The sequence below is a fragment of the Pantoea phytostimulans genome (genome assembly GCF_046118715.1).
Lineage (GTDB): Bacteria > Pseudomonadota > Gammaproteobacteria > Enterobacterales > Enterobacteriaceae > Pantoea > Pantoea phytostimulans.
This window is the reverse complement of record NZ_CP173698.1, coordinates 112,639-137,934: the sequence shown is the minus strand read 5'-3', so window position 1 is coordinate 137,934 and position 25,296 is coordinate 112,639. Positions and strand designations below refer to the sequence as shown.

Here is a 25,296-nt window from a genome sequence, read left to right as displayed (position 1 = left end):
TTTTGCCCTCAAGGGGCGACAGGTAAAGCCGTGGTGTATTTAATTTCTTCCATGGCGAAGCTGGAGGTCACATCAATCAAACCCGGAACGCCGTTAACTAAGCGCTTATAAAAGCCATCGTAGCTTTTCATATCGGCAACCTGCACGCGCAGCAGGTAATCATATTCGCCCGCCATACGGTAAAAGGCCATCACCTCGGGCATACTTCGTACCACCGACACAAACGCCTGATACCAGTCGCTGCTGTGTTGCTGCGTCTTAACAAACATAAACGCCGTCAGCGATAAACCGAGTTTTTCACCGTCCAACAGGGCAACACGTGCGCGAATAATGCCATCTTCTTCCAGCTTTTTCAGGCGTTTCCAGCATGGCGTTGTGGTGAGATTAACCGCATCCGCCAGCGCCTGCAGCGATAACGTACAATCCTGCTGCAGCAGCGCCAGCATTTTAAAGTCTGTTTTATCTGGCATTTGGCTTTTCCGTAGAAATATTTTCTCTATTAACGTGATTTTAGCGGCAATATAGCAATCTCTTTTTCCCGCCAGTGCCTTAAAATAGCCGCCATTCACGCTGCCGGATGCTTAACATGCACACTTGCTGGACTCGCCACGCCATTAAAGAAATCAACGCAGATTTTCAACGATCCGCAGAAACCCATTTGATCCGCTTTGATCTGGCCGATTTCCCTGGCATCTGGTTTTACCTGAAAGATGAAAGTACCCATCCGAGCGGCAGCTTAAAACATCGTCTGGCGCGTTCGCTGTTTTTATATGGCCTGGCCAACGGCTGGATAAAGCAAAATACCCCGATCATTGAAGCCTCTTCCGGCAGCACCGCAGTATCTGAAGCCTATTTTGCGCGGCTGCTGGGTTTGCCGTTCATCGCCGTGATGCCCGCCAGCACCGCTAAACGTAAAATAGAGCAAATTACTTTTTATGGCGGGCAATGCCATTTTGTTGAGGATCCTTGCCAGCTTTATACGGAATCGGAGCGGCTGGCGCGTGAGATGAACGGGCATTTTATGGATCAGTTCACCTATGCGGAGCGTGCAACTGACTGGCGCGGTAATAATAATATTGCCGAGAGCATTTTTCGTCAGATGACGCTTGAACCTTATCCTACCCCGCATACCTTAATTATGAGCGCAGGAACGGGCGGCACTTCTGCCACACTAGGGCGTTACATTCGCTATCAAGGCTTCGATACGCATTTATTAGTGGTCGATCCGCAACACTCTGTGTTTTTTGATTACTGGCACAGCCGCGATACGCGTTTGCACAGTACACGTGGCAGCATGATTGAAGGCATTGGCCGCCCACGTGTAGAGCCCTCTTTTATGCCAGATGTCATTGACGAGATTATGAAAGTACCGGATGGCGCGACCATTGCTGCGATGCTGAAGCTGGAAAAATTACTGGGACGCAAACCTGGCGCATCTACCGGCACCAATTTTTGGGGCATGATTCAGGTGGCAAAACGGATGCGTGAAAACAACGAAAAAGGCGCGTTAGTCACTCTGTTGTGTGATAGCGGCGAGCGTTACCTCGACAGCTATTATCAGCCGGAATGGGTAGCAAAAAATATCGGCGATATTCAACCCTGGCTGCGCGAGCTGGAATAAAAAACCGGACTTCCTGTCCGGTTCACTGCAATCCTCAGCATTCGGGGGAATACGCGAGGTCAGGTGTGGAAAGCCAGTGATTTAAATAGTGAGACACCGCCTGTGTCTCGCAATGACCAATAATGGGCAGATGCGGCAGCGCAGCTTTTAACTGGCTCATGGCATTGCCCATCACGAAACCTTTGCCCACTTGCGCCAACATCTCTCGATCGTTCATTGCATCGCCAAATGCCATGCAATCCGCCAAAGTTAATGAAAGATGCTGACAGAGCAGAGTTAATGCGCTGCCTTTGTTACAGTTAAGCGGTAAGACCTCCAAACAATCCCACGCCGAAAAACAGATATTTGTCTGCGCACCTAATGCCGCTTCAAGCTGAGTTTTAAGTTTGCACAAGCGCGTATGTTCATCAATAAAACAGATCTTTGTCACATCGTGTGCAGGGATAGATTTCAGATCGCGCAATTGATAATGAAAACCACTCATCTGATGGGCCGCAAGTAGCGCAGGAACCGCTTTGTCAGTGAACCAGCCTTGATCATTAAACACATGCATGGATGCCGTTGTATCCCAGTGCGTATGAATGACCTCTTCCGCAACGGAAGGCGGTAAGTCGCTTGCGAACAGCAAATTGCCTTGTCTGTCGTGCACGCGCGTTCCGTTACCTGTGATCAGCCAGGCGGGAAGCGTGATTTTCTGCTGCAGGATTTGCATTTCAAGCAGGTGCCGACCGGTAGCAAACGCGAGCTGCACATCGCGAAGATGTAATGCCTGTAAACTCGCTAACGTCTCGCCGCCCAACTGATGGTTCGGCAGTAATAATGTGCCATCCATATCAAATGCTGCTAAACGTGCCATCACTTATCTCCCGCTGAAAAACTGTTCAGCTACTATCACCTGTTAATTGCGGAAGTAATAGTGAATACTTTTAGAAAATTGTTCCGGGTTTACTATGCGCCAACTTAATCGTCTTAATCAGTTTCAGCGCTTGTGGCAGCAAAGTCAGGGCGCTCCACAACAAACGTGCGTGGCAGAAATGGCACGCTACTGCATTTGCAGTGAGCGCCATCTGCGCACGCTGCTGTCGCAATGGCAGCAAGCAGGTTGGCTACGCTGGCAAGGCGAACCGGGCCGTGGTAAGCAGGGTCGTTTGGAATTTATTCTTGCACCAGAGCAGCTGCGCCAGCAATTGTTGCATAGCCGTTTAGCATCAGGCGATGCGACAGAAGCCTTACAGGTTATGGAAGTTGCACCGGAGAAGTTAATGAGCCTGCTACAGCCTTTGATGGGCGCACAGTGGCAGAACAATGCGCCGGTACTGCGTATTCCTTATTATCGGCCATTAGAAAGTGTGCAGCCGTTGCAGATCAGTGGCCGGGCCGAACAACATTTGGTACATCAACTTTTCTCCGGTTTGACGCGATTCCAGAATGATGATCCTATTGGTGATCTTGCGCACCACTGGCAACATCAGGAACAGGGACGAGTTTGGTTATTCTGGCTTCGTCCGCAGCTTTTCTGGCATAGCGACGAGCTGATTCAGGCCAGTCACCTCGTGGCGCAATTTGAAAAGATCATACAGAACGCGCGCGTACGTCAGTTGCTTGCCGATGTGGTGCATATCGATGCGCCCCATCCACTCGCGCTGCGTTTTCAGCTAAAGCAAAGCGATTACTGGTTGCCGCACAGATTGGCTCACCAACTCTGTTTGCTGCCGCATCCTGTTGATACTCACATTGGCAGCGGTCCCTGGAAGCTAAAGCATTTCACACCTGAGCTGGTACGAATCGAAAGCCACGCGCGCTGGCATTTACAGCTTCCACTCCTGCAAGCGATAGAGTATTGGATTACGCCACAGCTATTTGATCGTACGTTGGGCACCAGTTGCCGCCATCCGGTGCAAATCGCTATTGGTGATACTGATGAATTGGACAGCTTACGTCCCGTCAGCCGGAGCATTAGCCTGGGTTTTTGTTATCTGGTTTGTCGCCCACGCAGTGGATTTACACCAGGTCAGGCACGTCGCTTATTTAATCTGGTGCAACAGAGCGACATCATTACTCAGTTACCTTTGGATGAGGGTCTCATCACACCAAGCAGAGAGTTATTGCCCGGCTGGCCGGTACCTGAGCTCAAAGAGGAACAATACCCGTTACCTGCTAACCTGACACTGCACTATCACTTGCCGGTTGAACTGCATGAGATGGCGCGGGCATTACAGCAGCTCCTGTTAGCAAATGGCTGCAAGCTTGAAATCATTTTTCACCAAGTGAAAAGCTGGCGAGATATTCATTCGCTCGCCGATGCTGATTTAGTCATGGGCGATCGTTTGATTGGTGATGCACCGGTTTTTACCCTGGCGACCTGGCTGCAGATAGACCCGCTGTGGCAGCCACTGTGGCATTCTGAGCAAGGCGCGGCAATGTATCAGCAGCTTTGTGAGTTGCAGCAAATTGATAGTCCAGACGATCGCTCCAGGGCTTTGCATCAACTCTATCAACAGCTCATGATCGGTGGTGTATTGCTTCCGCTCTTTAACTACCGTTACCAAATTTCCGCACCACCGGGGGTAGAAGGGCTTCAGCTTAACACTTTAGGATGGTTCGATTTTAATCGCGCCTGGATACCGCCGCCGATTAGCACCTCACGCAGCTGTTCAGCGACAGACTGAGGCATTACCATAGACACCAATTTTTGATCAGGATAAACACCATGAAACGCGCCGTTGTCGTTTTCAGTGGTGGACAAGATTCCACCACCTGCTTAATTCAGGCACTCCAGCAGTATGATGAAGTGCATTGCGTCACCTTTGATTATGGTCAGCGTCATCGCGAAGAGATTGATGTCGCACGTGAACTTTCGCTCCAGCTAGGGGCGCGTGCGCATAAAGTGCTGGATGTCACGATGCTAAACGAACTCGCAGTAAGCAGTCTGACACGCGATAATATTCCCGTGCCTGCCTACGATCCCGACGCCAGCGGCTTACCCAGCACGTTTGTTCCTGGTCGCAATATTCTGTTTCTGACATTGGCATCCGTTTATGCGTATCAAGTCGAGGCAGAAGCAGTGATTACCGGTGTATGCGAAACCGATTTTTCTGGTTATCCCGATTGCCGTGACGAATTTGTTAAGGCGCTGAATCATGCCGTGAGCCTGGGCATGGCGCGCAATATTCGTTTTGAAACGCCTTTAATGTGGCTGAATAAAGCTGAAACCTGGGCGTTGGCAGATTACTGGCAACACCTGACGTTAGTGCGTGAGCAGACATTAACTTGCTATAACGGCATTAAAGGCGATGGCTGCGGAGAGTGTGCAGCCTGTCATTTGCGCGCCAATGGCTTGCAGCTTTATCTCAACGATCGTTCTGGCATCATGGCAGCGATGAAAAGTAAAACGGGTTTAAACTGATCACAGGCGGCGAATGTTTCATTCGCCGCCCTGCCCTGCGATTACATCATTAATCCTTGCAAGCGTTGACGTAATTCTCCTTCAATTGGCACCGCTTTTTGGCTGTGCAAATCGATACAGACAAAGGTCAGCGCTGCGTCTGCCACTACAGTTTCTTCTCCCGCTAATAACACGCGCTGCGCAATAATGCCGCTTTTGCCGTTTAATTGCGTAATCTCACTGTCTATTTCGAGTACATCACCCAGCACCGCTGGGCGACGATAGTTGATATTGATATTGACCACCACAAAAGCCAGCCTTTGTTCTACCAGCCAGTTAAAAGCGTCGGCTTCTTCTAGCCATTGCCAGCGCGCCTCCTCCAGAAATTCAAGATATCGTGCATTATTAACATGTTGATAAACATCCAGATGATAGCCACGCACTTTAATAGTGGTTCGCATTTAAAAACTCCTGCCGCAAATGAATAACTGGTTGGACCTGTTAAACTTAGCAAAACCCAACCTTTGCGGCAGGCTATCTGTCAGAGATGTGTGTCACTTCACAATTTCAAACGTGAGGCATTTCTTTCGACTAACGCATTACCAATCCCCGGCACCTCTTTTAACTGTTCAATCGCCGTGAAGGCGCCATATTGCTCGCGGTAACTCACAATTGATTGGGCTTTTTTCAAACCGACACCATTCATAACCTTCGATAGCTGTTCAGCAGAAGCCTCATTGATGCTGACTTGATCCTGTTGTGGCAAGAAAATCTGCGCTGCCTGCGCTTCAGCTGACGCTTCTTCGGCATGCAGTGCGGTTTGATAAAGTGCGCCGCCAAGCGCCAGTGAAAGACAAAGTGCATATAAAGTGGATTTTGCCATGCTGTGTTTCTCCTTGTGGTTAACAGCAGGCACAGCATTTCACGCAGGCAGGATTGACTCAAAAGACAAAAAACAAAAATGGAAAAGGCCGCGAAAGCGGCCTTTGTTTGTTTCAGTGATTACCTGATTATTTGCGAGGCTTACTGCATTTGTGCAGCAGCGCCGTACTTAATTTTTGCTTCTTTACGCAGGTTTTGTAGCAGCGCTTCAAATGCCAGTTGAGCATTGTTCTGCGTCACACCTTTAACCATTTCATCAATCTGCGCCTGCGGCATGCTACCGGTGCTAACTTTATCCACCGCTACCAGAACCACATTGCCTTGCATATCTTCACTTACACCCCATGAAGGTTTGTTGTCTGCTGGCTGTGGCAAATTGAAGGCTGCCTGAGCAACCGGATCTTGCGCGTTACGGTCAACCGTCGTGGCCGCGCTCAGCGTCAAGCCCGCTACAGTTAAAGCATCTTGCTTGCCGGCCTTCAAATCTGCCAGCAGCTTATCCGCTTGCGCTTTCGCTTGCTGCTGCGCTTTCTCGTGCTTCAATGTATCGCTAATCTGCGCCTTAACCTGTTCCAGCGGTTGCACGGCTTCCGCTTTGTGTTCACTGATACGCAGAACAAAAGCACGATCACCATCGACGCTGATGATGTCTGAATTATTACCTGGCGCACCGTTCTGACCGACTAAACCACCGTTGAAAATAGCTTGTTTAACCGCATCAAAATCGAGTTCTTTGGGCAGGCTGTCATGACTAAACCAGTTTGTTTCAGTGGCTTTTAATCCCGACGCTTGTTCAGCACCCGCCAGCGATTCATTGTCGTTGCTGGCTGCTTCACTCACTTTCTGCTGAAGTTTGTAGAAAGCATCAACGCCTTTTTCCTGCTTCACTTTATCTGCCACTGCGCTCTGCACTTCGGCAAATGGCTTAACTTGCTCTGGCTGGATATCGTCGAGACGGACAATCAAGAAACCAACAGAAGATTTGATCACTGCTGACATCTGGCCTTTTTCCGTCAAGCCGGCGTTTTTCAGTTCATCAGGTGTTGTCGCGGGTTCTAACCAACCCATGTCGCCCCCTTTGCGTGCCGAAATCGGGTCGATGGATTTGGTTTTTGCCAGCTCAGCAAAGTCCCCACCTGCTTTCAGCTGCGTTAATAACGCCTCTGCATCCGCTTCGGTCTTGGTCTGAATCACGCTATAACGATTACGCTGTGGCTGAGAATATTCAGCTTTGTGTTGGTCGTACCAACTCTGAACCTCAGCTTCGCTGGGATTCTGCTGCATGCTTGCCGCATCAAGTTTGATGTAGCTAACACGGAATTGCTCTGGCGCCATAAAATTGCTTTTATGTTGCTGATAATATTGATTTATTTCATCATCAGTGACGGATTGTTTGGCAACAAGCGCATTGACATCAATCGTCGCCTGGCGAATATCACGCTTCTGTGAAACGAGGTCTACCAGCTTGCTGGTTTCACCTTTCAGCATGAAATCGGTATTGGCTACCGCATTGATCAATTGCTGATTTGATAACTGTTTACGCAGTGCTTCCGCATATTGATCGGCGGAATAGCCCATACTGGAGATCAAACCGTTGTATTTAGCGTTATCAAATTTTCCGTTGGTCTGGAAAGCCTTCTGATTGAAGATGGCTTGTTTGACTTGTTCATCGCTGATATCGATGTGCAGATCTTTGATATAAGCGTCGAGTAGCGCCTGATCAACCAGTTGCGAAAGCGCCTGCTGGCGAATTTGCTGCATATAACCGTCATTACTTGCCAGCTGAGAGAACTGTTCGCCCAACATTTGCTGCTGACGATTACGCTCATTATTGAACGCCTGCTCCAGCTGTGCCCGGCTGATCTCCTGACCATTAACCTTGGCTGCATAATCGCTGTTGCCGCCAATCAGATAGTTGCCAACGCCCGTCAGCACAAAGGAGAGAATGATCAACCCCAAAATAATCTTGAGCACGACATGGTTCGACGCCGCGCGTAAATTGTCCATCATGGTATGACAACACTCCGCTGTAGTGTGAATGTAAAGCTCGGGCGTAATACGCCGTGTTGCTGGCCCATTACGCAGCTGCAAGTTTAGCTGGCAGCATTAATCCTGCTGAGACACGTCTCACGACCTTTTTTCGCCGCTTCAGGATAAAAAAAGGCACATCAAATCGATGTGCCCGTATGTTACATGAGAACGCGTTAACCGTCCCCTAATCCACTGAAGAAAATGCTCCAATGAATGCATTCGTTGTTATTGATTGACTGCGTCTTTCAATGCTTTACCCGCACGGAAGCCGGGTACTTTGCCTGCCGGAATAGTGATTTCTTTACCGGTTTGTGGATTGCGGCCAGTACGTGCAGCACGGTCGCGCACGGAGAAAGTGCCGAAACCCACCAGCGCCACTTCATCGCCGCCTTTCAGCGCGTCAGAAACAGAGCCCATGAATGCATCTAAAACACGTCCCGCTGCTGCTTTAGAAATATCAGCATCTGCAGCAATTTTGTCGATCAATTGTGACTTATTCACTCTTTTCATCCCCTCTTTTATTATTTCACTTCGTATCCGCGCTTCCCGCCGAACACGAACGCGCAGCAAGTTATATCAAGCCTGTTATGCCGAAACAACGGTAATTCTCTTAGAACGCTGCTTCCACAGCCACCTAAACTAGCGGCACAAAAAAAAGCTGGCAAGCGCCAATTGCCTTGCCAGCTCTGCTTTTTAACGGTTTTTGCCGTTAATCACTATTTTGCTGTCGCGACCTGCATTCCGTATGGTGCATTTTCCAGTGCCAGGTTCAGCACTTCTTCAATACGTTTAACCGGATGAATGTCCAGATCGGCAATAACGTTCTGTGGAATTTCTTCCAAATCACGCTTGTTGTCATCTGGAATCAGCACAGTTTTAATACCACCACGGTGCGCTGCCAGCAGTTTTTCTTTCAAACCACCAATCGGCAAGACTTGTCCACGCAAGGTGATTTCACCTGTCATCGCAACATCTGCGCGCACTGGGTTACCCGTCAGACAAGAAACCAATGCGGTGCACATAGCAATACCGGCACTTGGGCCATCTTTAGGTGTAGCGCCTTCAGGTACGTGAACGTGAATATCACGTTTTTCGTAGAAGTCGCCATTGATGCCCAGTTTCTCAGCACGAGCGCGTACCACAGTTAACGCAGCCTGAATCGATTCCTGCATCACTTCACCCAGTGAACCGGTATAAGTTAATTTACCTTTGCCCGGTACACAGGCGGTTTCGATAGTCAGCAAATCGCCGCCAACTTCCGTCCATGCCAAACCGGTCACTTGACCTACACGGTTTTCGCTGTCGGCACGACCATAATCGAAACGCTGAACACCAAGGAAGTCCTTGAGGTTCTCACCGTTAATGGTGATGTGTTTCTTGGTCTTATCCATCAACAGCGATTTCACTGCTTTACGGCAAAGCTTCGACAACTCACGCTCAAGGCTACGTACGCCCGCTTCGCGGGTGTAATAACGAATGATGCCGACAATAGCACTGTCTTCAACCGTGATTTCGTGAGCTTTTAATGCGTTACGCTCGATTTGCTTCGGCAATAAATGCTGCAGCGCAATATTCAGTTTTTCGTCTTCGGTATAACCCGAAAGGCGAATCACTTCCATACGGTCTAACAGCGGTGCCGGAATATTCATCGAGTTCGATGTCGCGACAAACATCACGTCGGAAAGATCGTAATCGACTTCAAGGTAGTGATCGTTAAACGCAATGTTCTGTTCTGGATCAAGTACTTCCAGCAGAGCAGACGCCGGATCACCCCGCATATCAGATGACATCTTATCGATTTCATCTAACAGGAACAGCGGGTTTTTCACGCCGACTTTCGCCATTTTCTGGATCAGTTTACCCGGCATTGAGCCGATGTAAGTACGACGGTGACCGCGAATTTCTGCTTCGTCACGCACGCCGCCCAGCGCCATACGCACATATTTACGGCCTGTCGCTTTAGCAATTGATTGGCCCAGTGAAGTTTTACCAACACCCGGCGGTCCAACCAGGCACAAAATAGGCCCTTTGATTTTGCTAACGCGACTTTGCACCGCAAGATACTCAAGGATGCGATCTTTCACACGCTCAAGACCGTAATGGTCGATATCCAGCGTTTCCTGAGCTTTACGCAGATCTTTTTTCACTTTGCTGCGCGCGTTCCATGGCACCTGGACCATCCAGTCGATGTAACCACGTACAACAGTTGCTTCAGCAGACATCGGTGACATCATTTTCAGCTTCTGCAGTTCTGCTTCCGCTTTTTCGCGTGCTTCATCTGGCATTTTTGCCAAATCAATTTTGCGTTTCAGCGCTTCGTATTCATCAGGCGTATCATCCATCTCACCTAACTCTTTCTGAATGGCCTTCATTTGCTCATTCAGATAGTACTCACGCTGACTTTTTTCCATCTGCTTTTTGACGCGGTTGCGAATGCGCTTCTCAACCTGCAGCAGATCGATTTCGGACTCCATCATCGCCATCAGATATTCCAGACGCTCGTTCACGTCTGACATCTCCAGCACTGATTGTTTATCCGCTAATTTCAGTGGCATATGCGCAGCGACGGTGTCGGCAAGACGTGCCGCATCGTCAATATTATTCAGTGAAGTCAGTACTTCTGGTGGGATCTTCTTATTCAGTTTGATATAGCCTTCAAACTGATTGATCGCCGTACGCACCAGCACTTCTTGCTCACGCTCTTCAATCTCTGGAGATTCCAGATATTCAGCCTGAGCAACAAAATGGTCACCGTTGTCTGCCAGCGTCGTGATGTGCGCACGCTGTAAACCTTCGACCAATACTTTAACCGTGCCATCCGGCAGTTTCAGCATTTGCAAAACAGAAGCGACGGTCCCTACCGAGAAGAGATCGTTAATGCCAGGTTCATCCGTTGAAGCCTCTTTCTGTGCGACCAGCATGATCTTCTTATCATGATCCATTGCGGCTTCAAGGCACCGAATCGATTTTTCCCGACCGACAAACAACGGAATTACCATGTGCGGATAAACCACCACGTCGCGCAGCGGCAACACGGGGATTTCAATGCGTTCAGAACGCTCAGGATTCATAGAGCTCTCTCTTAGTTTAATGTCCGCCAGGTGATGGGAACCGCATCATGCATGAATGAAGTATGCAATTACCCACAGGTATCTGAGTATATGGGGATGATCGTCCGACATTCAACGTCACAGAGGCGAGAAAAACAAAAGGGGAAAGAATTTTCCCCTTTTTTAAGATAATAACATGGCTAAATTGATTATTTATTCGCCAGAAGCCTGCGCTTCGTGCTTTCCGTAAATCAACATTGGGTCTGACTGCCCCTCAATAACTGATTCATCAATCACCACTTTTTCAACGTCATCCATTGAAGGTAAGTCGTACATGGTTTCCAGCAAAGCACCTTCAACGATGGAACGCAAACCACGCGCACCCGTTTTACGTGACATCGCTTTTTTCGCGATGGCAGTCAATGCCTCATCACGGAATTCCAGTTCAACGCCTTCCAGGTTGAACAACGCCTGATACTGTTTAGTCAGCGCATTTTTTGGTTCACGCAAGATCTGAATCAGGGCTTCTTCGCTCAGTTCACTCAACGTCGCCACAACAGGGAGACGACCAATAAACTCAGGAATCAGACCAAATTTGATCAAATCTTCCGGCTCACACTGAGCAAGCAGGTCACCTTCAGACGCTTTCTCTGATTTGCCTTTCACTGTCGCGCCAAATCCGATACCAGAACCGGTTTCAACACGCTGCGAAATGACTTTATCCAGGCCAGCAAACGCGCCACCACAAATAAACAAGATTTTCGAAGTATCAACCTGCAAAAACTCTTGTTGTGGATGCTTACGTCCCCCTTGCGGTGGAACGGCTGCTACGGTGCCTTCAATCAGTTTCAGCAAGGCTTGCTGTACACCTTCACCGGACACGTCACGCGTGATTGATGGATTGTCTGACTTACGTGAAATCTTATCGATTTCATCAATGTAGACGATGCCACGCTGTGCTTTTTGCACATCATAATCACATTTCTGCAGCAGTTTCTGGATGATATTTTCAACATCCTCACCCACATAACCCGCTTCAGTTAACGTCGTTGCATCTGCCATGGTAAACGGTACATCCAACAGGCGCGCCAACGTTTCCGCCAACAGCGTTTTACCGCTACCGGTTGGACCGATCAGCAGAATGTTACTTTTACCCAGTTCAATGCCGTTGCTGGTGTCGCCGTTGCGCAAGCGTTTGTAGTGGTTATATACCGCCACAGCCAGCACTTTTTTCGCCTTTTCCTGACCGATAACATAATCGTCGAGGTGATGGCGAATTTCATGCGGCGTAGGCAGAGCACTACGTTCGCGATGCGGGGCAACTTCTTTAATCTCTTCGCGAATGATGTCGTTACACAGATCAACACACTCATCGCAGATATACACTGACGGCCCGGCAATCAGCTTACGCACTTCATGCTGGCTTTTGCCGCAAAAAGAGCAGTACAGCAACTTTCCTGAACCGTCTTTGCGCTTATCTGTCATCAGTTAACCTCTTCTAGTTCTCAGGCCATACCGGCGTACGGCGCTGGCCGTGTCGTCACGGCCGAAATTCATTCAACCCATAATATAACCGATATCCTGATAACTATAGCGTAAGGATAAGGGCAAGTTGGGTCTTATTCGCGATGTGTCAGGATAGAATCGACTAATCCATACTCTACCGCTTCACTCGCAGAGAGGAAACGATCACGCTCAGTATCGCGTTCAATTTCTTCCAGCGTTTTGCCTGTATGCTCTGCCATCAGCTCGTTCATGCGCTGTTTTACTTTAAGAATTTCACGCGCGTGAATTTCGATATCACTTGCCTGGCCCTGATAACCGCCTAATGGTTGGTGAATCATGACGCGTGAGTTAGGCAGGCAGAAACGTTTACCTTTGGTGCCTGCGGTCAGCAGGAAAGCGCCCATCGAACAAGCCTGGCCCATACAAATGGTGCTGACATCCGGTTTGATAAACTTCATGGTGTCATAAATAGACATGCCAGCGGTGATAACGCCGCCTGGAGAGTTGATATACAGGTAGATGTCTTTTTCTGGATTCTCTGCTTCCAAAAAGAGCATCTGCGCGACAATCAGGTTCGCCATATGGTCTTCAACCTGCCCGGTCAAAAAGATCACACGCTCTTTGAGCAGACGGGAATAGATGTCGTAGGAACGCTCGCCACGCGAGGTTTGCTCGACCACCATTGGCACCAGCGCATTATGCGGTGCAGTAAATTCACGATCGCCACTGTATGACATTACCGTCTCCTGATTAAATTTCATTGGCAACATTCTGTACCGATTCTACGTAAGACGAGCGAGGAAAACTATGCTCAGTCTCTTTCCGACACCTTCAGGACGGTTAATCAGCCAGCTTAACTGTTTTATTTGCATACTCCCTCTATCTGGGGATGCTGCCCAGTTGTTTCAAGCATAACAATCTTTTCCTTAATCGCTAACCCGGAAAAAGCGATGCGTGAATAATTTGCCGATTAATTAACCGAATAGCGCTAAAGCCTGTGCGCCTGAACGCTAAAAACAAAAAAGCCCGCGACTTTTCAGTTGCGGGCTTAGCACGTCAGGTTAAATCTGGAATCAGGCAGACTGAGTCTGGTTCATCAGATCCTGGAAGTTAGTGGCTTTTTCGGTCACTTTGGCTTTAGCCAGAACCGCTTCAACCGCTTGCTCTTCCAATGCAACGTTACGCATGTTGTTCATCAGCTCATTATTTTTGCTGTAGAACTCGATGACTTCTTTTGGATCTTCGTAGGCAGACGCCATTTCTTCGATCAACGTGCTTACGCGCGCTTCGTCAGCTTTCAGCTCGTGGGTGCGAATCACTTCACCCAGCAGCAGACCTACAACAACACGGCGCTTAGCCTGCTCTTCAAACAGCTCACGTGGTAATTCCAGCGCTTGCTGCTCGTTGCCACCAAAACGCTGAGCAGCCTGACGACGCAGAACGTCGATTTCGCTGTCAATCAACGCAGCAGGTACGTCGATTTCGTTGGCTTCAACTAAACCGTCGATTGCCTGGGTCTTAATGCGGTTACGGATTGCGCCTTTCAGCTCGCGATCCATATTTTTACGGACTTCAGTACGCAAACCGGCAATTGAACCATCTTCAACGCCGAAACGCTTGATGAACTCTTCAGTAAATTCTGGCAGTTCGCGCGTTTCAACTTTCTTCAGCACGATCTCGAACTTCGCATCTTTGCCTTTCAGGTTTTCAGCGTGGTAATCGTCTGGGAATTTCACGTCGATAGTGAAAGTCTCGCCCGCTTTATGACCCACAACGCCTTCTTCAAAGCCTGGAATCATGCGACCCTGGCCCATTGCCAGCACGAAGTCAGACGCTTTACCGCCTTCAAACTCTTCGCCATCAACAGAACCAGAGAAATCGATAGTTGCGCGATCTTCCGCTTCGGCAGCTGCTTCAGTTTCGATCCAGTTGGCTTGCTGCTTACGCAGGGTATCCAGCATGGCGTCAACGTCAGCATCAGTCACTTCAACCACTGGTTTTTCAACTTCGATGTTTTCCAGGCCTTTCAGCTCAACTTCTGGATAAACTTCGAAATCGACCGAATAGGTGAAATCCTGGCCTTCTTTATATTCGCCTGGCACGTAGTTAGGTGCGCCAGCCGGATTGATTTTTTCTTTGATGATGGCGTCAACGAAGTTGCGCGTCATCAGATCGCCCAGCACGTCTTGACGTACAGAAGCACCGTAACGCTGTGCCACGATGTTCATTGGCACTTTGCCTTTGCGGAAACCATCGATACGGACTTTTTTCGCCACATCAACCAGTTCTTTTTTTACGGCGCTTTCGATGCTGTCAGCTGCGACAGTGATCGTAATGCGACGGCCCAGGCCTTGAGTGGTTTCTACTGAAACTTGCATCTTGTTACCTCAAAAAATCACGTGCTCGGTCAACTTCAGACACCACACATTGTTAATGCGCCGTATCCAACAACCGGGACGGCTTCCGTGAAGAGAACCTGATCCCTGTTACCAGAAGCGTCCCGAAGACATTCCGGAAAAATAGACGCAGCATTATAGCGGCATCGCTGGAATGAGTCGAGGATGCTAACTCACCACTTTTTAACAGTTTTGTTGATTTTTTGCGCTGGGGATCGCGTTTATGTATAAATCGAAAAGAAAAACGGCCCGCAGGCCGTTTTATTTATAAAGGTTTAAGCGAGGGTTCCGGCACCGCGGCAGTTCGGTGAAGCGAGTACAGTATCCTGTAAGCCTTCCCACTCTTTTACTGTGTAAGTGTGTAACGCCAAGGCATGCACGCTGCCTGCCAGTTCTACAGTCAGTTCTCCGTAAATAGCACGGTGACGAGCCAGAAAACGTTGCCCAGTAAAACAATCACTTACTATCACCACTTTAAAATGGCTTTCAGAACCGGCAGGAACATTGTGTCGATAACTTTCGTCGTGCACTTCCAGATGAGCCGGCTCAAAGGCCAGGCGCAGCTTTTCTTCTATTTGTTCGCGGATCATTGTTTTACTCCTCAATGGCGAGCGCTGTGCCCCATCTGTTTAAATATTAGTAGGTTTTTTGACGCAATATGTAGCGAAGCGCGGAAATATTCTGATAGCACTTTCCGAACACTGGCATCTTAACCCGTCTCGATTGATGCTCAAATGGCTGCAACATCTAAAACGCTGAAAAAAGCCTTTACAATCAATTTCCCCTGATGCGGGGCTTTTTTCACTGCCGCGCAATGCTATGATGACGACAGTTTTTGCAAACCAACCCACTATGCTAACGAGAACAAGTATGTTGAAAAAACTGTTATTCCCGCTGTTGGCTGCGTTTATATTGGCCGGCTGTGCATCCAGCAATAATACATTAACTATCCAACCTAAAATTGAGCTGCCGCAGCAAGATCCAAGCCTGATGGGTGTCACTGTGAGCATTAACGGTGCCGATCAGCGTAGCGATCAGGCATTGGCGAAAGTGAATCGTGATGGACAACTCGTCACGTTGACGCCTTCGCGCGACCTACGTTTCCTGCTTCAGGAAGTGCTTGAGAAGCAAATGACCGCGCGCGGTTATATGGTGGGCCCTAACGGCGCCGTTGATCTGCAAATCGTTGTCAACAATCTCTATGCCGATGTAACGCAAGGTAACGTGCGCTACAGCATTACAACTAAAGCCGATATTTCTATCATCGCCACCGCGAAAAACGGCAACAAGCAAGTTAAAAACTATCGCCAGACTTACAGTGTGGAAGGTGCCTTCAGTGCGAACAATCAGAAGATCACCAACGCTGTAAACTCAACCATGAGCGATGTCATTGCTGATATGGCGCAAGATACCAGCGTGAATAACTTCATCAAGCAAAACGCGCGTTAATTAAACCTGTTTTTCCCCTGCCCGGCACCGCGTCGGGCATCTCCTCAAGGTCAGCATGAATCACTATCTCCGCATCTTTACCCAAAAAAATGCCGCCGTCTTACTGCTGCTCGGCTTTGCGTCCGGTCTGCCGTTAGCATTAACTGCAGGTACGTTACAGGCATGGATGACGGTAGAAAATGTTGACCTGAAAACGATCGGTTTCTTTTCTTTGGTAGGCCAGGCTTACGTCTTTAAATTCCTCTGGTCACCCATGATGGATCGCTTTACGCCGCCATTCCTTGGCCGCCGTCGTGGCTGGCTGCTGGTAACGCAAGTCGCGTTAATTGCAGGCATTATCGCGATGGGGTTCATGCAGCCCAGTCGAGATTTAACGTTGATGGCTGCGCTTGCGGTACTGGTTGCCTTTTGCTCAGCATCACAAGATATTGTTTTTGATGCCTGGAAAACGGATATTTTGCCGGCCGAAGAGCGAGGCAGTGGTGCAGCCATCACTGTTCTGGGTTATCGCCTGGCGATGCTGATTTCGGGTGGGCTGGCGTTGTGGCTCGCAGACCGTTATTTAGGCTGGCAGATGACCTATTGGCTGATGGCGTTGATGATGGTGCCGGGCATTATCGCAACGTTTCTGGCTAAAGAACCCGATACGCTTATCTCAACACCCCACTCCTTGCGTCAGGCCGTTATCGACCCGCTAAGAGATTTCTTTCAGCGTAATAATGCCTGGCTGCTGATCACGCTGATCATCCTGTATAAGCTCGGTGATGCCTTTGCTGCCTCACTAACCACAACGTTCCTGATCCGCGGTGTCGGCTTTAATGCTGGAGATGTTGGCTTAGTGAACAAAACGCTCGGCCTGATTGCGACCATTATTGGAGCATTGTATGGCGGCGTGCTCATGCAGCGTCTGAGCCTGTTCCGGGCGCTGATGCTCTTCGGATTGCTGCAGGCAGTATCCAATTTTGGCTATTGGTTATTAGCCATTACCGATCAGCGTTTGTGGAGTATGGCCAGCGCAGTATTTGTTGAGAATCTGTGCGGCGGCATGGGAACGGCAGCGTTTGTCGCACTGCTAATGACACTGTGCAATCGCTCTTTTTCCGCTACCCAATTTGCGCTGCTCTCTGCATTGTCTGCTGTTGGCCGGGTTTACGTCGGTCCAGCGGCTGGCTGGCTGGTCGAACTTTGGGGCTGGCCAACCTTTTACGCTTTTACCGTGCTAGCCGCTCTGCCAGGATTGCTGCTGTTGACCCTTTGCCGCCAAACTCTGGATGCAATGCAAAATAGCGGTGAGTTTTTACCGCGCACCTTATATCGCAAAGGTTATCGCTGGACGCGCCGTTTGTTTACAGCAGGATGCCTGGTTATCGCACTCTGGTTGTGTACGCTGGCATTAAAAGGAGCAGGTTTTGAAGGCTTCCCAGACCTTTTACCTCACCTGTTTGAACTCGGGATCGTACTGGCACTACTGGGCGTCATGGGTGGCGTTATTTTGGATTACTGGTCAATGAAAAAAACGCCAAATCCTGAAACCACTTTTAAGTAAAGTACGCATAATTTCTGCCGATATTGGCTTATTCCTCATCAAAACCTGCAGGCGTGCTATTTTATCAACGCGTGTTATTTTTTGAAGGAGGAATTCTGGATGAAAATAATATAGCTAAGGGATATTAAAAACCGGGACGCAATTATCTTGTATTAAAGTTATCTCGAAAATGATACAGAATTGTTAAACAGTTGAGTAATTAAAGTAAGGGTTATTCCTTTCCCTGTTTTTTTTACGGTTACTTCCATCGCTTTTTGTTATATTGGAGCCAACTGCTTGTCTGCGTTAATAATTTGTCACCCCAAGCAACATCTGTGACACCCTTAGCAAAAGGTGTCAACACGCATCTGACACATCCTTAAGCTGGTTTACACTGCATAAACCTTCCCGTAAAATGCGCGCACACTTAAACGACAATAGAGCCCTTTGTCATTGAGGTCGTTAAATGAGACTCAGTAAATACAATAAAAGTTTGGGGATTTTGTCATTAATTGCAGGCACTTTATTAATGAGTGGCTGTGATAGTGCATTGTTAAATCCCAAAGGACAGGTTGCACTGGAGCAACGTTCGCTGATACTGACTGCCTTTGGCCTGATGTTGATCGTCGTTATCCCCGCAGTCTTGATGGCAGTGGTGTTTGCCTGGAAATATCGGGCTTCCAACACTAACGCGAAGTACAGCCCTAACTGGTCACACTCTAATAAAGTGGAAGCCGTGGTTTGGACCATTCCGATCCTGATCATTGTTTTCCTGAGCGTGTTGACCTGGAAATCAACCCACGCACTCGAACCAAGCAAACCGCTGGAATCGGATGTCAAACCGGTTGAGATCGATGTGGTTGCGCTGGACTGGAAATGGTTGTTCATTTACCCGGAACAGGGTATTGCGACGGTAAACCAGATTGCCTTCCCGGCAAACACGCCAGTGAACTTTAAAATCACCTCTAATTCCGTCATGAATTCTTTCTTTATTCCGACACTCGGAAGCCAGATTTACGCGATGGCTGGCATGCAGACTAAATTGCATCTGATTGCCAACGAGCCGGGAATTTTCGACGGTATCTCTGCGAACTTTAGTGGTCGTGGTTTCTCTGGCATGAAGTTCAAAGCCATTGCAACCAAAGACGATGCGGAATTCCAGCAGTGGGTGGCCAAAGTTAAAGCGGCCCCTAACACGCTGACTACTATGGATGATTTCGAGAAAGTAGCTGTGCCAAGCGAAAATCACCCGGTGGAATATTTCTCTACAGCAAATCCTGAACTGTTCTTGCAGGTTATCAACAAGTTCAAGATGAGCCACGGAAAAATGGACATGCCTAAGCACGAAGGTATGGACATGAGTCATGCCGCTTCCGCGGGAGCCGAGGAATAATACGATGTTCGGAAAATTAACACTGGATGCAGTGCCGTACCATGAACCGATTATCATGGTTACGGTCGCCGGTATCATTTTAGGTGGTCTAGCACTTGTTGCAGCCCTAACCTATTTTGGTAAATGGCAATATCTGTGGTCTGAATGGCTGACGTCTATCGACCACAAACGACTGGGTATCATGTACATCATCATGGCATTTGTCATGCTGCTGCGTGGCTTTGCTGATGCAATCATGATGCGTACCCAACAGGTGATGGCTTCGGCCGGTGAAGCAGGCATTCTACCGCCGCATCACTACGACCAGATCTTTACCGCGCACGGCGTGATTATGATCTTCTTCGTGGCGATGCCTTTCGTAGTTGGCCTGATGAACATCGCCGTTCCGTTGCAGATTGGTGCACGTGACGTTGCGTTCCCGTTCCTGAACAACCTGAGCTTCTGGTTTACTGCGATCGGTGTGATCCTGGTTAACTTGTCGCTGGGTGTGGGCGAGTTCGCGCAGACCGGTTGGTTGGCTTATCCGCCACTATCCGGCGCGGAGTACAGTCCCGGCGTCGGGGTCGATTACTGGATATGGAGTCTCCAACTCTCTGGTATCGGTACGACCTTAACCGGTATTAACTTCTTCGTAACCATTCTGAAGATGCGCGCACCAGGCATGAGCCTGTTCAAAATGCCGGTATTTACCTGGACCGCACTTTGCACCAACGTCCTGATCATCGCTGCGTTCCCGGTTCTGACCGTTACGCTGGCGCTGTTGACACTTGATCGTTACCTCGGTTTCCATTTCTTCACCAATGAAATGGGCGGGAATATGATGATGTACGTCAACCTGATCTGGGTTTGGGGTCATCCGGAAGTGTACATCCTGGTTCTGCCCGTCTTCGGTGTGTTCGCTGAAATCACGGCGACCTTCTCGAAGAAGCGTCTGTTTGGTTACACCTCTCTGGTTTGGGCGACCATCGCCATTACCGTATTGTCGTTCATCGTTTGGCTGCACCACTTCTTCACCATGGGTGCGGGCGCTAACGTAAACGCCTTCTTCGGTATCATGACGATGATTATCGCAATCCCGACCGGGGTTAAAATCTTTAACTGGCTGTTCACCATGTATCAGGGCCGCATTGAGATGCACTCTGCCATGCTGTGGACTGTTGGCTTCCTGGTCACCTTCTCTGTAGGTGGTATGACCGGCGTTCTGCTGGCCGTTCCGGGTGCTGACTTTATTCTGCATAACAGCCTGTTCCTGATTGCACACTTCCATAACGTTATTATCGGTGGTGTGGTGTTCGGTTGTATGGCTGGCGTGACCTACTGGTTCCCGAAAGCTTTCGGCTTTACCCTGAACGAAACCTGGGGCAAACGCGCTTTCTGGTTCTGGATCATCGGCTTCTTTGTTGCCTTTATGCCGCTGTACGCACTGGGCTTCATGGGTATGACTCGTCGTATCAGCCAGGATATCGATCCACAGTTCCATTCACTGCTGGTTGTTGCAGCGTGCGGTGCTGGCCTGATTGCAATGGGTATTATTTGCCAACTGACCATGTTCTACGTCTCTGTACGTGACCGTGAGCAGAACCGCGATCTGACGGGTGACCCATGGGGCGGCCGTACGCTGGAGTGGTCAACCTCTTCACCACCGCCGTTCTACAACTTTGCTGTTATCCCGCATGTGCATGAACGTGACGCTTTCTGGGAAATGAAAGAGAAAGGCGAAGCGTACAAGCAGCCGGAGAAATATGAAGAAATTCATATGCCGAAAAACAGCGGTGCTGCGATTGTTATCGCCGCCTTCGGTACCATCTTTGGTTTCGCGCTGATCTGGCATATCTGGTGGCTGGTGGGGCTCTCTTTCCTCGGCATGATCGTTTCCTGGATCGTGAAGAGCTTCGACGAAGACGTGGATTACTACGTTCCGGTTGCCGAAGTCGAGAAGATTGAGAAGCAGCACTTTGACGAAATCAGCAAAGCAGGTCTGAAATAATGTCAACTGAAACTCTGACTAAACACCACCACGACGCCCATGCGGAGCATGGGCATCACGATGCAGGAGCCAATAAAGTCTTTGGTTTCTGGATCTACCTGATGAGTGACTGCATTATCTTCGCAACCTTGTTTGCGACCTATGCAGTTATGGTCAATAACACTGCCGGTGGCCCGGCAGGTAAAGATATCTTTGAACTGCCGTTTGTTCTGGTAGAAACCGCACTGCTGTTGTTGAGCTCCATCACCTACGGCATGGCTGTTATCTCCATGAACAAGGAAAACAAAGGCGCCGTTATCGGTTGGCTGGCGTTGACCTTCCTGTTCGGTCTTGGCTTCATCGGTATGGAAATCTATGAATTCCATCATCTGATTGTTGAAGGTTACGGCCCGGATCGCAGTGGTTTCCTGTCTGGCTTCTTTACGCTGGTGGGGACGCACGGTCTGCACGTGACTTCAGGTTTGATCTGGATGTTGTTGTTGATGTTCCAGATCTCCAAGCGCGGTCTGAGCGCCACTAACCGCACGCGTATCATGTGTCTGAGCCTGTTCTGGCACTTCCTGGACGTGGTTTGGATTTGCGTCTTTACCGTTGTTTATCTGATGGGAGCCATGTAATGAGTCATTCTGTTAACGAACATGGTGCATCACACGGTAGCGTGAAGTCATACATGATCGGTTTCATCCTTTCTATCATCCTGACCGGTATTCCGTTCTGGATGGTAATGGATGGCAGTGCATCTCACGGTACCATTCTCGGTGTAGTTCTGGTGTGTGCGATAATTCAGGTGCTGGTTCACCTGGTTTACTTCCTGCACTTAGACAGCAAATCTGAGGGTGGCTGGAACATGGTGGCCATTGTCTTCTCGGCGATCATTATCCTGATTGTCGTTGTAGGCTCGCTGTGGATTATGTGGAACCTCAACTACAACATGATGGCCCACTAAAGAGTCGCTCGTAATGATTAAGCAATACCTGCAAGTAACAAAACCAGGAATTATTTTCGGGAATTTAATTTCTGTCATTGGCGGATTTCTGCTGGCATCTAAAGGCAGCATTGATTACGCCCTGTTTCTCACCTCGCTGGTTGGCGTGTCATTGGTAGTGGCTTCAGGTTGTGTTTTTAACAACGTGATTGACCGCGACATTGACATCAAGATGGAGAGAACCAGGAATCGAGTGCTGGTTAAAGGCCTCATTTCCGCGAAAGTAAGCCTGTGTTATGCCACTACGCTGGGTATTGCTGGCTTTGCGTTGCTCTATTTCGGTGCTAACCCGCTGGCCATGTGGCTGGCGGTAATGGGCTTCGTCGTATACGTCGGCATTTATAGCCTCTATATGAAGCGCAATTCGGTCTATGGCACGCTGATTGGTAGTCTTTCTGGCGCAGCGCCGCCGGTGATTGGCTACTGTGCAGTGACCAATGAGTTTGATGCTGGCGCGCTGATCCTTCTGGCAATCTTTAGCCTGTGGCAGATGCCGCACTCGTACGCGATTGCGATCTTCCGCTTCAAAGATTACCAGGCAGCGAACATTCCGGTTTTACCGGTAGTAAAAGGCATCTCCGTGGCAAAAAATCATATTACGCTCTACATTCTGGCGTTCATGATTGCCACCTTGATGCTGACGCTGGGCGGTTATGCTGGCTACAAATATCTGGTGGTTGCTGCGGCAGTAAGCGTGTGGTGGTTGGGCATGGCGTTATCAGGTTACAAAACCTCAAACGATCGCGTTTGGGCACGTAAACTGTTCGTCTTCTCTATCGTTGCCATCACCGCGCTGAGCGTGATGATGTCGGTTGATTCAATGGGACCGGCGTCAAAAGACCTGCTGACTTACGTGTGGTAATCAGCACCGCAACAGTATGACAAGGGCGCGATTTCGCGCCCTTTCTTTTTGTTACCCTTACTTAAAAACTATTGTTTTACCCGCCCTGCCCCGCTCCTTAGAATGATTGCAGCACATTAACAGAGGTTGGAATGAACGATAATAAAATGACTCCAGTGGAGCTGCGCGCCACATGGGGCCTTGGCACTGTCTTTTCCTTGCGTATGCTGGGAATGTTTATGGTCCTGCCGGTACTAACAACGTATGGCATGGCATTACAGGGCGCGAGTGAAACGCTAATTGGCTTGGCGATTGGTATCTATGGTCTGGCTCAGGCTATTTTTCAAATTCCCTTCGGTTTGCTTTCTGATCGTATTGGACGTAAGCCGTTAATCGTTGGCGGTCTGTTGCTGTTTGTTTTAGGCAGCGTTATCGCAGCTTGCAGTGATTCCATTTGGGGCATCATTTTAGGTCGCGCTTTACAAGGTTCCGGTGCGATTGCTGCTGCGGTAATGGCGCTGTTGTCCGACCTAACGCGGGAGCAGAATCGCACGAAGGCTATGGCGTTTATCGGCATTAGCTTCGGCGTTACCTTTGCCATTGCGATGGTGCTAGGTCCCATCATTACTCACGCTTTGGGGCTGCACGCCCTGTTCTGGATGATTGCTATCCTCGCGTCACTTGGCATTGCCATTACGTTACTCGTGGTGCCTTCTACTACCCATCATGTGTTGAATCGCGAATCGGGCATGGTGAAAGGCAGCTTCAGCAAAGTCATGGCTAACTCGCGCCTGCTGAAATTGAATTTTGGCATTTTTTGCCTGCATGTTTTGTTGATGTCGAGTTTTGTCGCGTTACCCGGGCAATTTGAGCAAGCAGGTTTCCCGGCGGCAGAGCATTGGAAAGTCTATCTGATCACCATGCTTATTGCCTTTGCAGGCGTTATTCCGTTCATCATTTATGCGGAAGTTAAACGCCGCATGAAGCGCGTTTTTGTGGGTTGCGTCGGTATGATTGTGGTGGCTGAAATCGTGCTATGGGGCGCAGAAGGCCACTTCTGGACCCTGGTCATTGGTGTGCAGCTTTTCTTCTTTGCCTTTAACCTGATGGAAGCGATTTTGCCTTCTTTGGTAAGCAAAGAATCGCCCGCAGGTTACAAAGGCACCGCCATGGGACTTTACTCCACCAGCCAGTTCCTCGGTGTCGCCATTGGCGGCAGCATGGGCGGTTGGGTGTTTGGGCATTTTGATGCGCAGACGGTGTTTTTAGTGACCGCCATGCTGGCTACCGTTTGGCTGTTTGTTAGCATGACGATGCAGGAGCCGCCTTATGTCAGCAGCCTACGAATCGTCTTGAGCGATGCCGTGTTAGCCGCACCGAATCTGGAAAAGCGCCTCAAAGCACAGCCTGGCGTTTCCTCCGTATTTATCGTGCCTGAAGAGAAAAGCGCCTACATCAAGATTGACAGCAAAGTCACCAGTCGAGTTGAGCTTGAAGCGCTCATCGCCAGCAATTAATGCAAAACCCGGCTTTCGCCGGGTTTGTCTTTTACCGCGACAATACCCGCTTAAGTTGTGTATACACTCAAAGAGATACGGATATTGACTCGCGACTCCATTACGATAATTACCTTACCGTTTGCAGCATGTTAAAAAAGTCACGCTGCGCACGCAATCAGATGATTAATCGCGGAAGTTTTTAAACTGGAACGGCTGCCCCAGATTACCACCACGGACTACTGCCATTGCCCCCTGTAAATCATCACGTGACTTACCGGTGACACGCAGCGCTTCACCTTGAATCTGCGTTTGCACCTTCAGCTTGCTGTCTTTGATCAGCTTCACCAATTTTTTCGCTACGTCAGATTCAATGCCTTTTTTCATTTTGGCATCCAGACTCCAGCTTTTTCCGCTGTGCTCAATCTCTTCAGGAACTTCTAACGCTGCTCCCTCAATGCCGCGCTTAAGCATTTTCTCGCGCAAAATGTCTACCAACTGCTTGACCTGAAAATCAGATTCACTGAGCACTTTGATGGTTTCATTCTTTTCGTTGAGCTCATAGCTGGCGCTCACGTTGCGGAAATCGAAGCGAGTAGACAATTCACGGTTGGCATTATCTACCGCATTGCGAACTTCCTGCATGTCGACTTCTGAAACGATATCGAAAGATGGCATCTCTTCTTCTCCTGACACTAAAGTGGCATGCATAATACCCGTCTAAGGGCGCTAAATAAAATCACGCGACA

At 49.1% G+C, this 25,296-nt stretch carries 23 protein-coding genes; 11 read left to right on the top strand and 12 right to left on the bottom strand.

Features of this window, described 5'->3' with window-relative positions; translation table 11 throughout:
• Positions 1-8 precede the first annotated feature (8 nt).
• Positions 9-470: an Lrp/AsnC family transcriptional regulator gene (locus tag ACF2G4_RS00660; RefSeq protein WP_243078398.1), complete on the bottom strand. Its 462-nt coding sequence runs from the start codon at positions 468-470 to the stop codon at positions 9-11.
• A 116-nt stretch (positions 471-586) separates the two neighbouring features.
• On the opposite strand from ACF2G4_RS00660, the gene ACF2G4_RS00655 reads away from it, so the two are divergent.
• Positions 587-1,621, top strand: coding sequence for a PLP-dependent cysteine synthase family protein (locus ACF2G4_RS00655; protein ID WP_243078399.1), 1,035 nt, complete (start codon positions 587-589; stop codon positions 1,619-1,621).
• A gap of 34 nt (positions 1,622-1,655) precedes the next feature.
• Here the strand turns inward: ACF2G4_RS00655 and cof are convergent, their stop codons facing one another.
• The gene (gene cof, locus ACF2G4_RS00650; protein WP_332625376.1) at positions 1,656-2,477 is read right to left on the bottom strand and encodes an HMP-PP phosphatase; all 822 of its coding nucleotides are present in this window, start codon (positions 2,475-2,477) and stop codon (positions 1,656-1,658) included.
• Between the two features lie 94 nt (positions 2,478-2,571).
• On the opposite strand from cof, the gene ACF2G4_RS00645 reads away from it, so the two are divergent.
• A complete protein-coding gene (locus ACF2G4_RS00645) occupies positions 2,572-4,290 on the top strand; it encodes an SgrR family transcriptional regulator (RefSeq protein WP_409075317.1) in 1,719 nt (572 codons plus the stop codon).
• Between the two features lie 41 nt (positions 4,291-4,331).
• The gene (gene queC, locus ACF2G4_RS00640; RefSeq protein ID WP_243078401.1) at positions 4,332-5,027 is read left to right on the top strand and encodes a 7-cyano-7-deazaguanine synthase QueC; all 696 of its coding nucleotides are present in this window, start codon (positions 4,332-4,334) and stop codon (positions 5,025-5,027) included.
• Between the two features lie 41 nt (positions 5,028-5,068).
• On the opposite strand, the gene ACF2G4_RS00635 is transcribed toward queC, so the two are convergent.
• From ACF2G4_RS00635 to bolA, 9 genes are all read right to left on the bottom strand, one after another.
• Entirely contained in the window at positions 5,069-5,467 is a 399-nt protein-coding gene (locus ACF2G4_RS00635) for a thioesterase family protein (RefSeq protein WP_243078402.1), read from the bottom strand.
• Positions 5,468-5,565: 98 nt separating this feature from the next.
• Positions 5,566-5,889, bottom strand: coding sequence for a helix-hairpin-helix domain-containing protein (locus tag ACF2G4_RS00630; RefSeq protein WP_409075316.1), 324 nt, complete (start codon positions 5,887-5,889; stop codon positions 5,566-5,568).
• 140 nt (positions 5,890-6,029) lie between these two features.
• Entirely contained in the window at positions 6,030-7,898 is a 1,869-nt protein-coding gene (ppiD, locus tag ACF2G4_RS00625; RefSeq protein WP_409075315.1) for a peptidylprolyl isomerase, read from the bottom strand.
• Between the two features lie 246 nt (positions 7,899-8,144).
• Positions 8,145-8,420: a nucleoid-associated protein HU-beta gene (hupB, locus tag ACF2G4_RS00620; RefSeq protein ID WP_215847436.1), complete on the bottom strand. Its 276-nt coding sequence runs from the start codon at positions 8,418-8,420 to the stop codon at positions 8,145-8,147.
• A gap of 215 nt (positions 8,421-8,635) precedes the next feature.
• Positions 8,636-10,990 (bottom strand): endopeptidase La, encoded by a 2,355-nt coding sequence (gene lon / locus ACF2G4_RS00615; RefSeq protein WP_215847437.1) that lies wholly within the window; start codon positions 10,988-10,990, stop codon positions 8,636-8,638.
• 192 nt (positions 10,991-11,182) lie between these two features.
• Positions 11,183-12,454: an ATP-dependent protease ATP-binding subunit ClpX gene (clpX, locus tag ACF2G4_RS00610; RefSeq protein ID WP_215847438.1), complete on the bottom strand. Its 1,272-nt coding sequence runs from the start codon at positions 12,452-12,454 to the stop codon at positions 11,183-11,185.
• A 134-nt stretch (positions 12,455-12,588) separates the two neighbouring features.
• Positions 12,589-13,212, bottom strand: a complete 624-nt coding sequence (gene clpP / locus ACF2G4_RS00605; protein WP_215847439.1) for an ATP-dependent Clp endopeptidase proteolytic subunit ClpP — start codon at positions 13,210-13,212, stop codon at positions 12,589-12,591.
• A gap of 336 nt (positions 13,213-13,548) precedes the next feature.
• Positions 13,549-14,853 (bottom strand): trigger factor, encoded by a 1,305-nt coding sequence (gene tig, locus ACF2G4_RS00600; protein WP_243078407.1) that lies wholly within the window; start codon positions 14,851-14,853, stop codon positions 13,549-13,551.
• A gap of 293 nt (positions 14,854-15,146) precedes the next feature.
• Positions 15,147-15,461, bottom strand: a complete 315-nt coding sequence (bolA, locus tag ACF2G4_RS00595; RefSeq protein WP_215847440.1) for a transcriptional regulator BolA — start codon at positions 15,459-15,461, stop codon at positions 15,147-15,149.
• A 280-nt stretch (positions 15,462-15,741) separates the two neighbouring features.
• Between bolA and ACF2G4_RS00590 the strand changes: the two genes are divergently transcribed.
• The 8 genes from ACF2G4_RS00590 to ACF2G4_RS00555 all read left to right on the top strand — a co-directional run bounded on the left by ACF2G4_RS00590 (position 15,742) and on the right by ACF2G4_RS00555 (position 24,568).
• The gene (locus ACF2G4_RS00590; protein WP_215847441.1) at positions 15,742-16,320 is read left to right on the top strand and encodes a lipoprotein; all 579 of its coding nucleotides are present in this window, start codon (positions 15,742-15,744) and stop codon (positions 16,318-16,320) included.
• A gap of 55 nt (positions 16,321-16,375) precedes the next feature.
• Entirely contained in the window at positions 16,376-17,866 is a 1,491-nt protein-coding gene (ampG, locus tag ACF2G4_RS00585; protein ID WP_409075314.1) for a muropeptide MFS transporter AmpG, read from the top strand.
• A 445-nt stretch (positions 17,867-18,311) separates the two neighbouring features.
• Positions 18,312-19,238 (top strand): cytochrome o ubiquinol oxidase subunit II, encoded by a 927-nt coding sequence (cyoA, locus tag ACF2G4_RS00580; protein WP_409075313.1) that lies wholly within the window; start codon positions 18,312-18,314, stop codon positions 19,236-19,238.
• Positions 19,239-19,242: 4 nt separating this feature from the next.
• Entirely contained in the window at positions 19,243-21,225 is a 1,983-nt protein-coding gene (gene cyoB / locus ACF2G4_RS00575) for a cytochrome o ubiquinol oxidase subunit I (protein WP_409075312.1), read from the top strand.
• Positions 21,225-21,842, top strand: coding sequence for a cytochrome o ubiquinol oxidase subunit III (locus tag ACF2G4_RS00570; RefSeq protein ID WP_215847444.1), 618 nt, complete (start codon positions 21,225-21,227; stop codon positions 21,840-21,842). Before cyoB ends, ACF2G4_RS00570 begins: the two co-directional genes overlap by 1 nt.
• Entirely contained in the window at positions 21,842-22,171 is a 330-nt protein-coding gene (locus tag ACF2G4_RS00565; protein ID WP_215847445.1) for a cytochrome o ubiquinol oxidase subunit IV, read from the top strand. Before ACF2G4_RS00570 ends, ACF2G4_RS00565 begins: the two co-directional genes overlap by 1 nt.
• Positions 22,172-22,184: 13 nt before the next feature.
• Complete coding sequence (cyoE, locus tag ACF2G4_RS00560) at positions 22,185-23,072, top strand: heme o synthase (RefSeq protein WP_215847446.1); 888 nt, start codon at positions 22,185-22,187, stop codon at positions 23,070-23,072.
• Positions 23,073-23,203: 131 nt separating this feature from the next.
• Complete coding sequence (locus ACF2G4_RS00555; RefSeq protein WP_409075311.1) at positions 23,204-24,568, top strand: MFS transporter; 1,365 nt, start codon at positions 23,204-23,206, stop codon at positions 24,566-24,568.
• A gap of 165 nt (positions 24,569-24,733) precedes the next feature.
• On the opposite strand, the gene ACF2G4_RS00550 is transcribed toward ACF2G4_RS00555, so the two are convergent.
• The gene (locus tag ACF2G4_RS00550; protein ID WP_215847448.1) at positions 24,734-25,225 is read right to left on the bottom strand and encodes a YajQ family cyclic di-GMP-binding protein; all 492 of its coding nucleotides are present in this window, start codon (positions 25,223-25,225) and stop codon (positions 24,734-24,736) included.
• Positions 25,226-25,296: the final 71 nt, after the last annotated feature.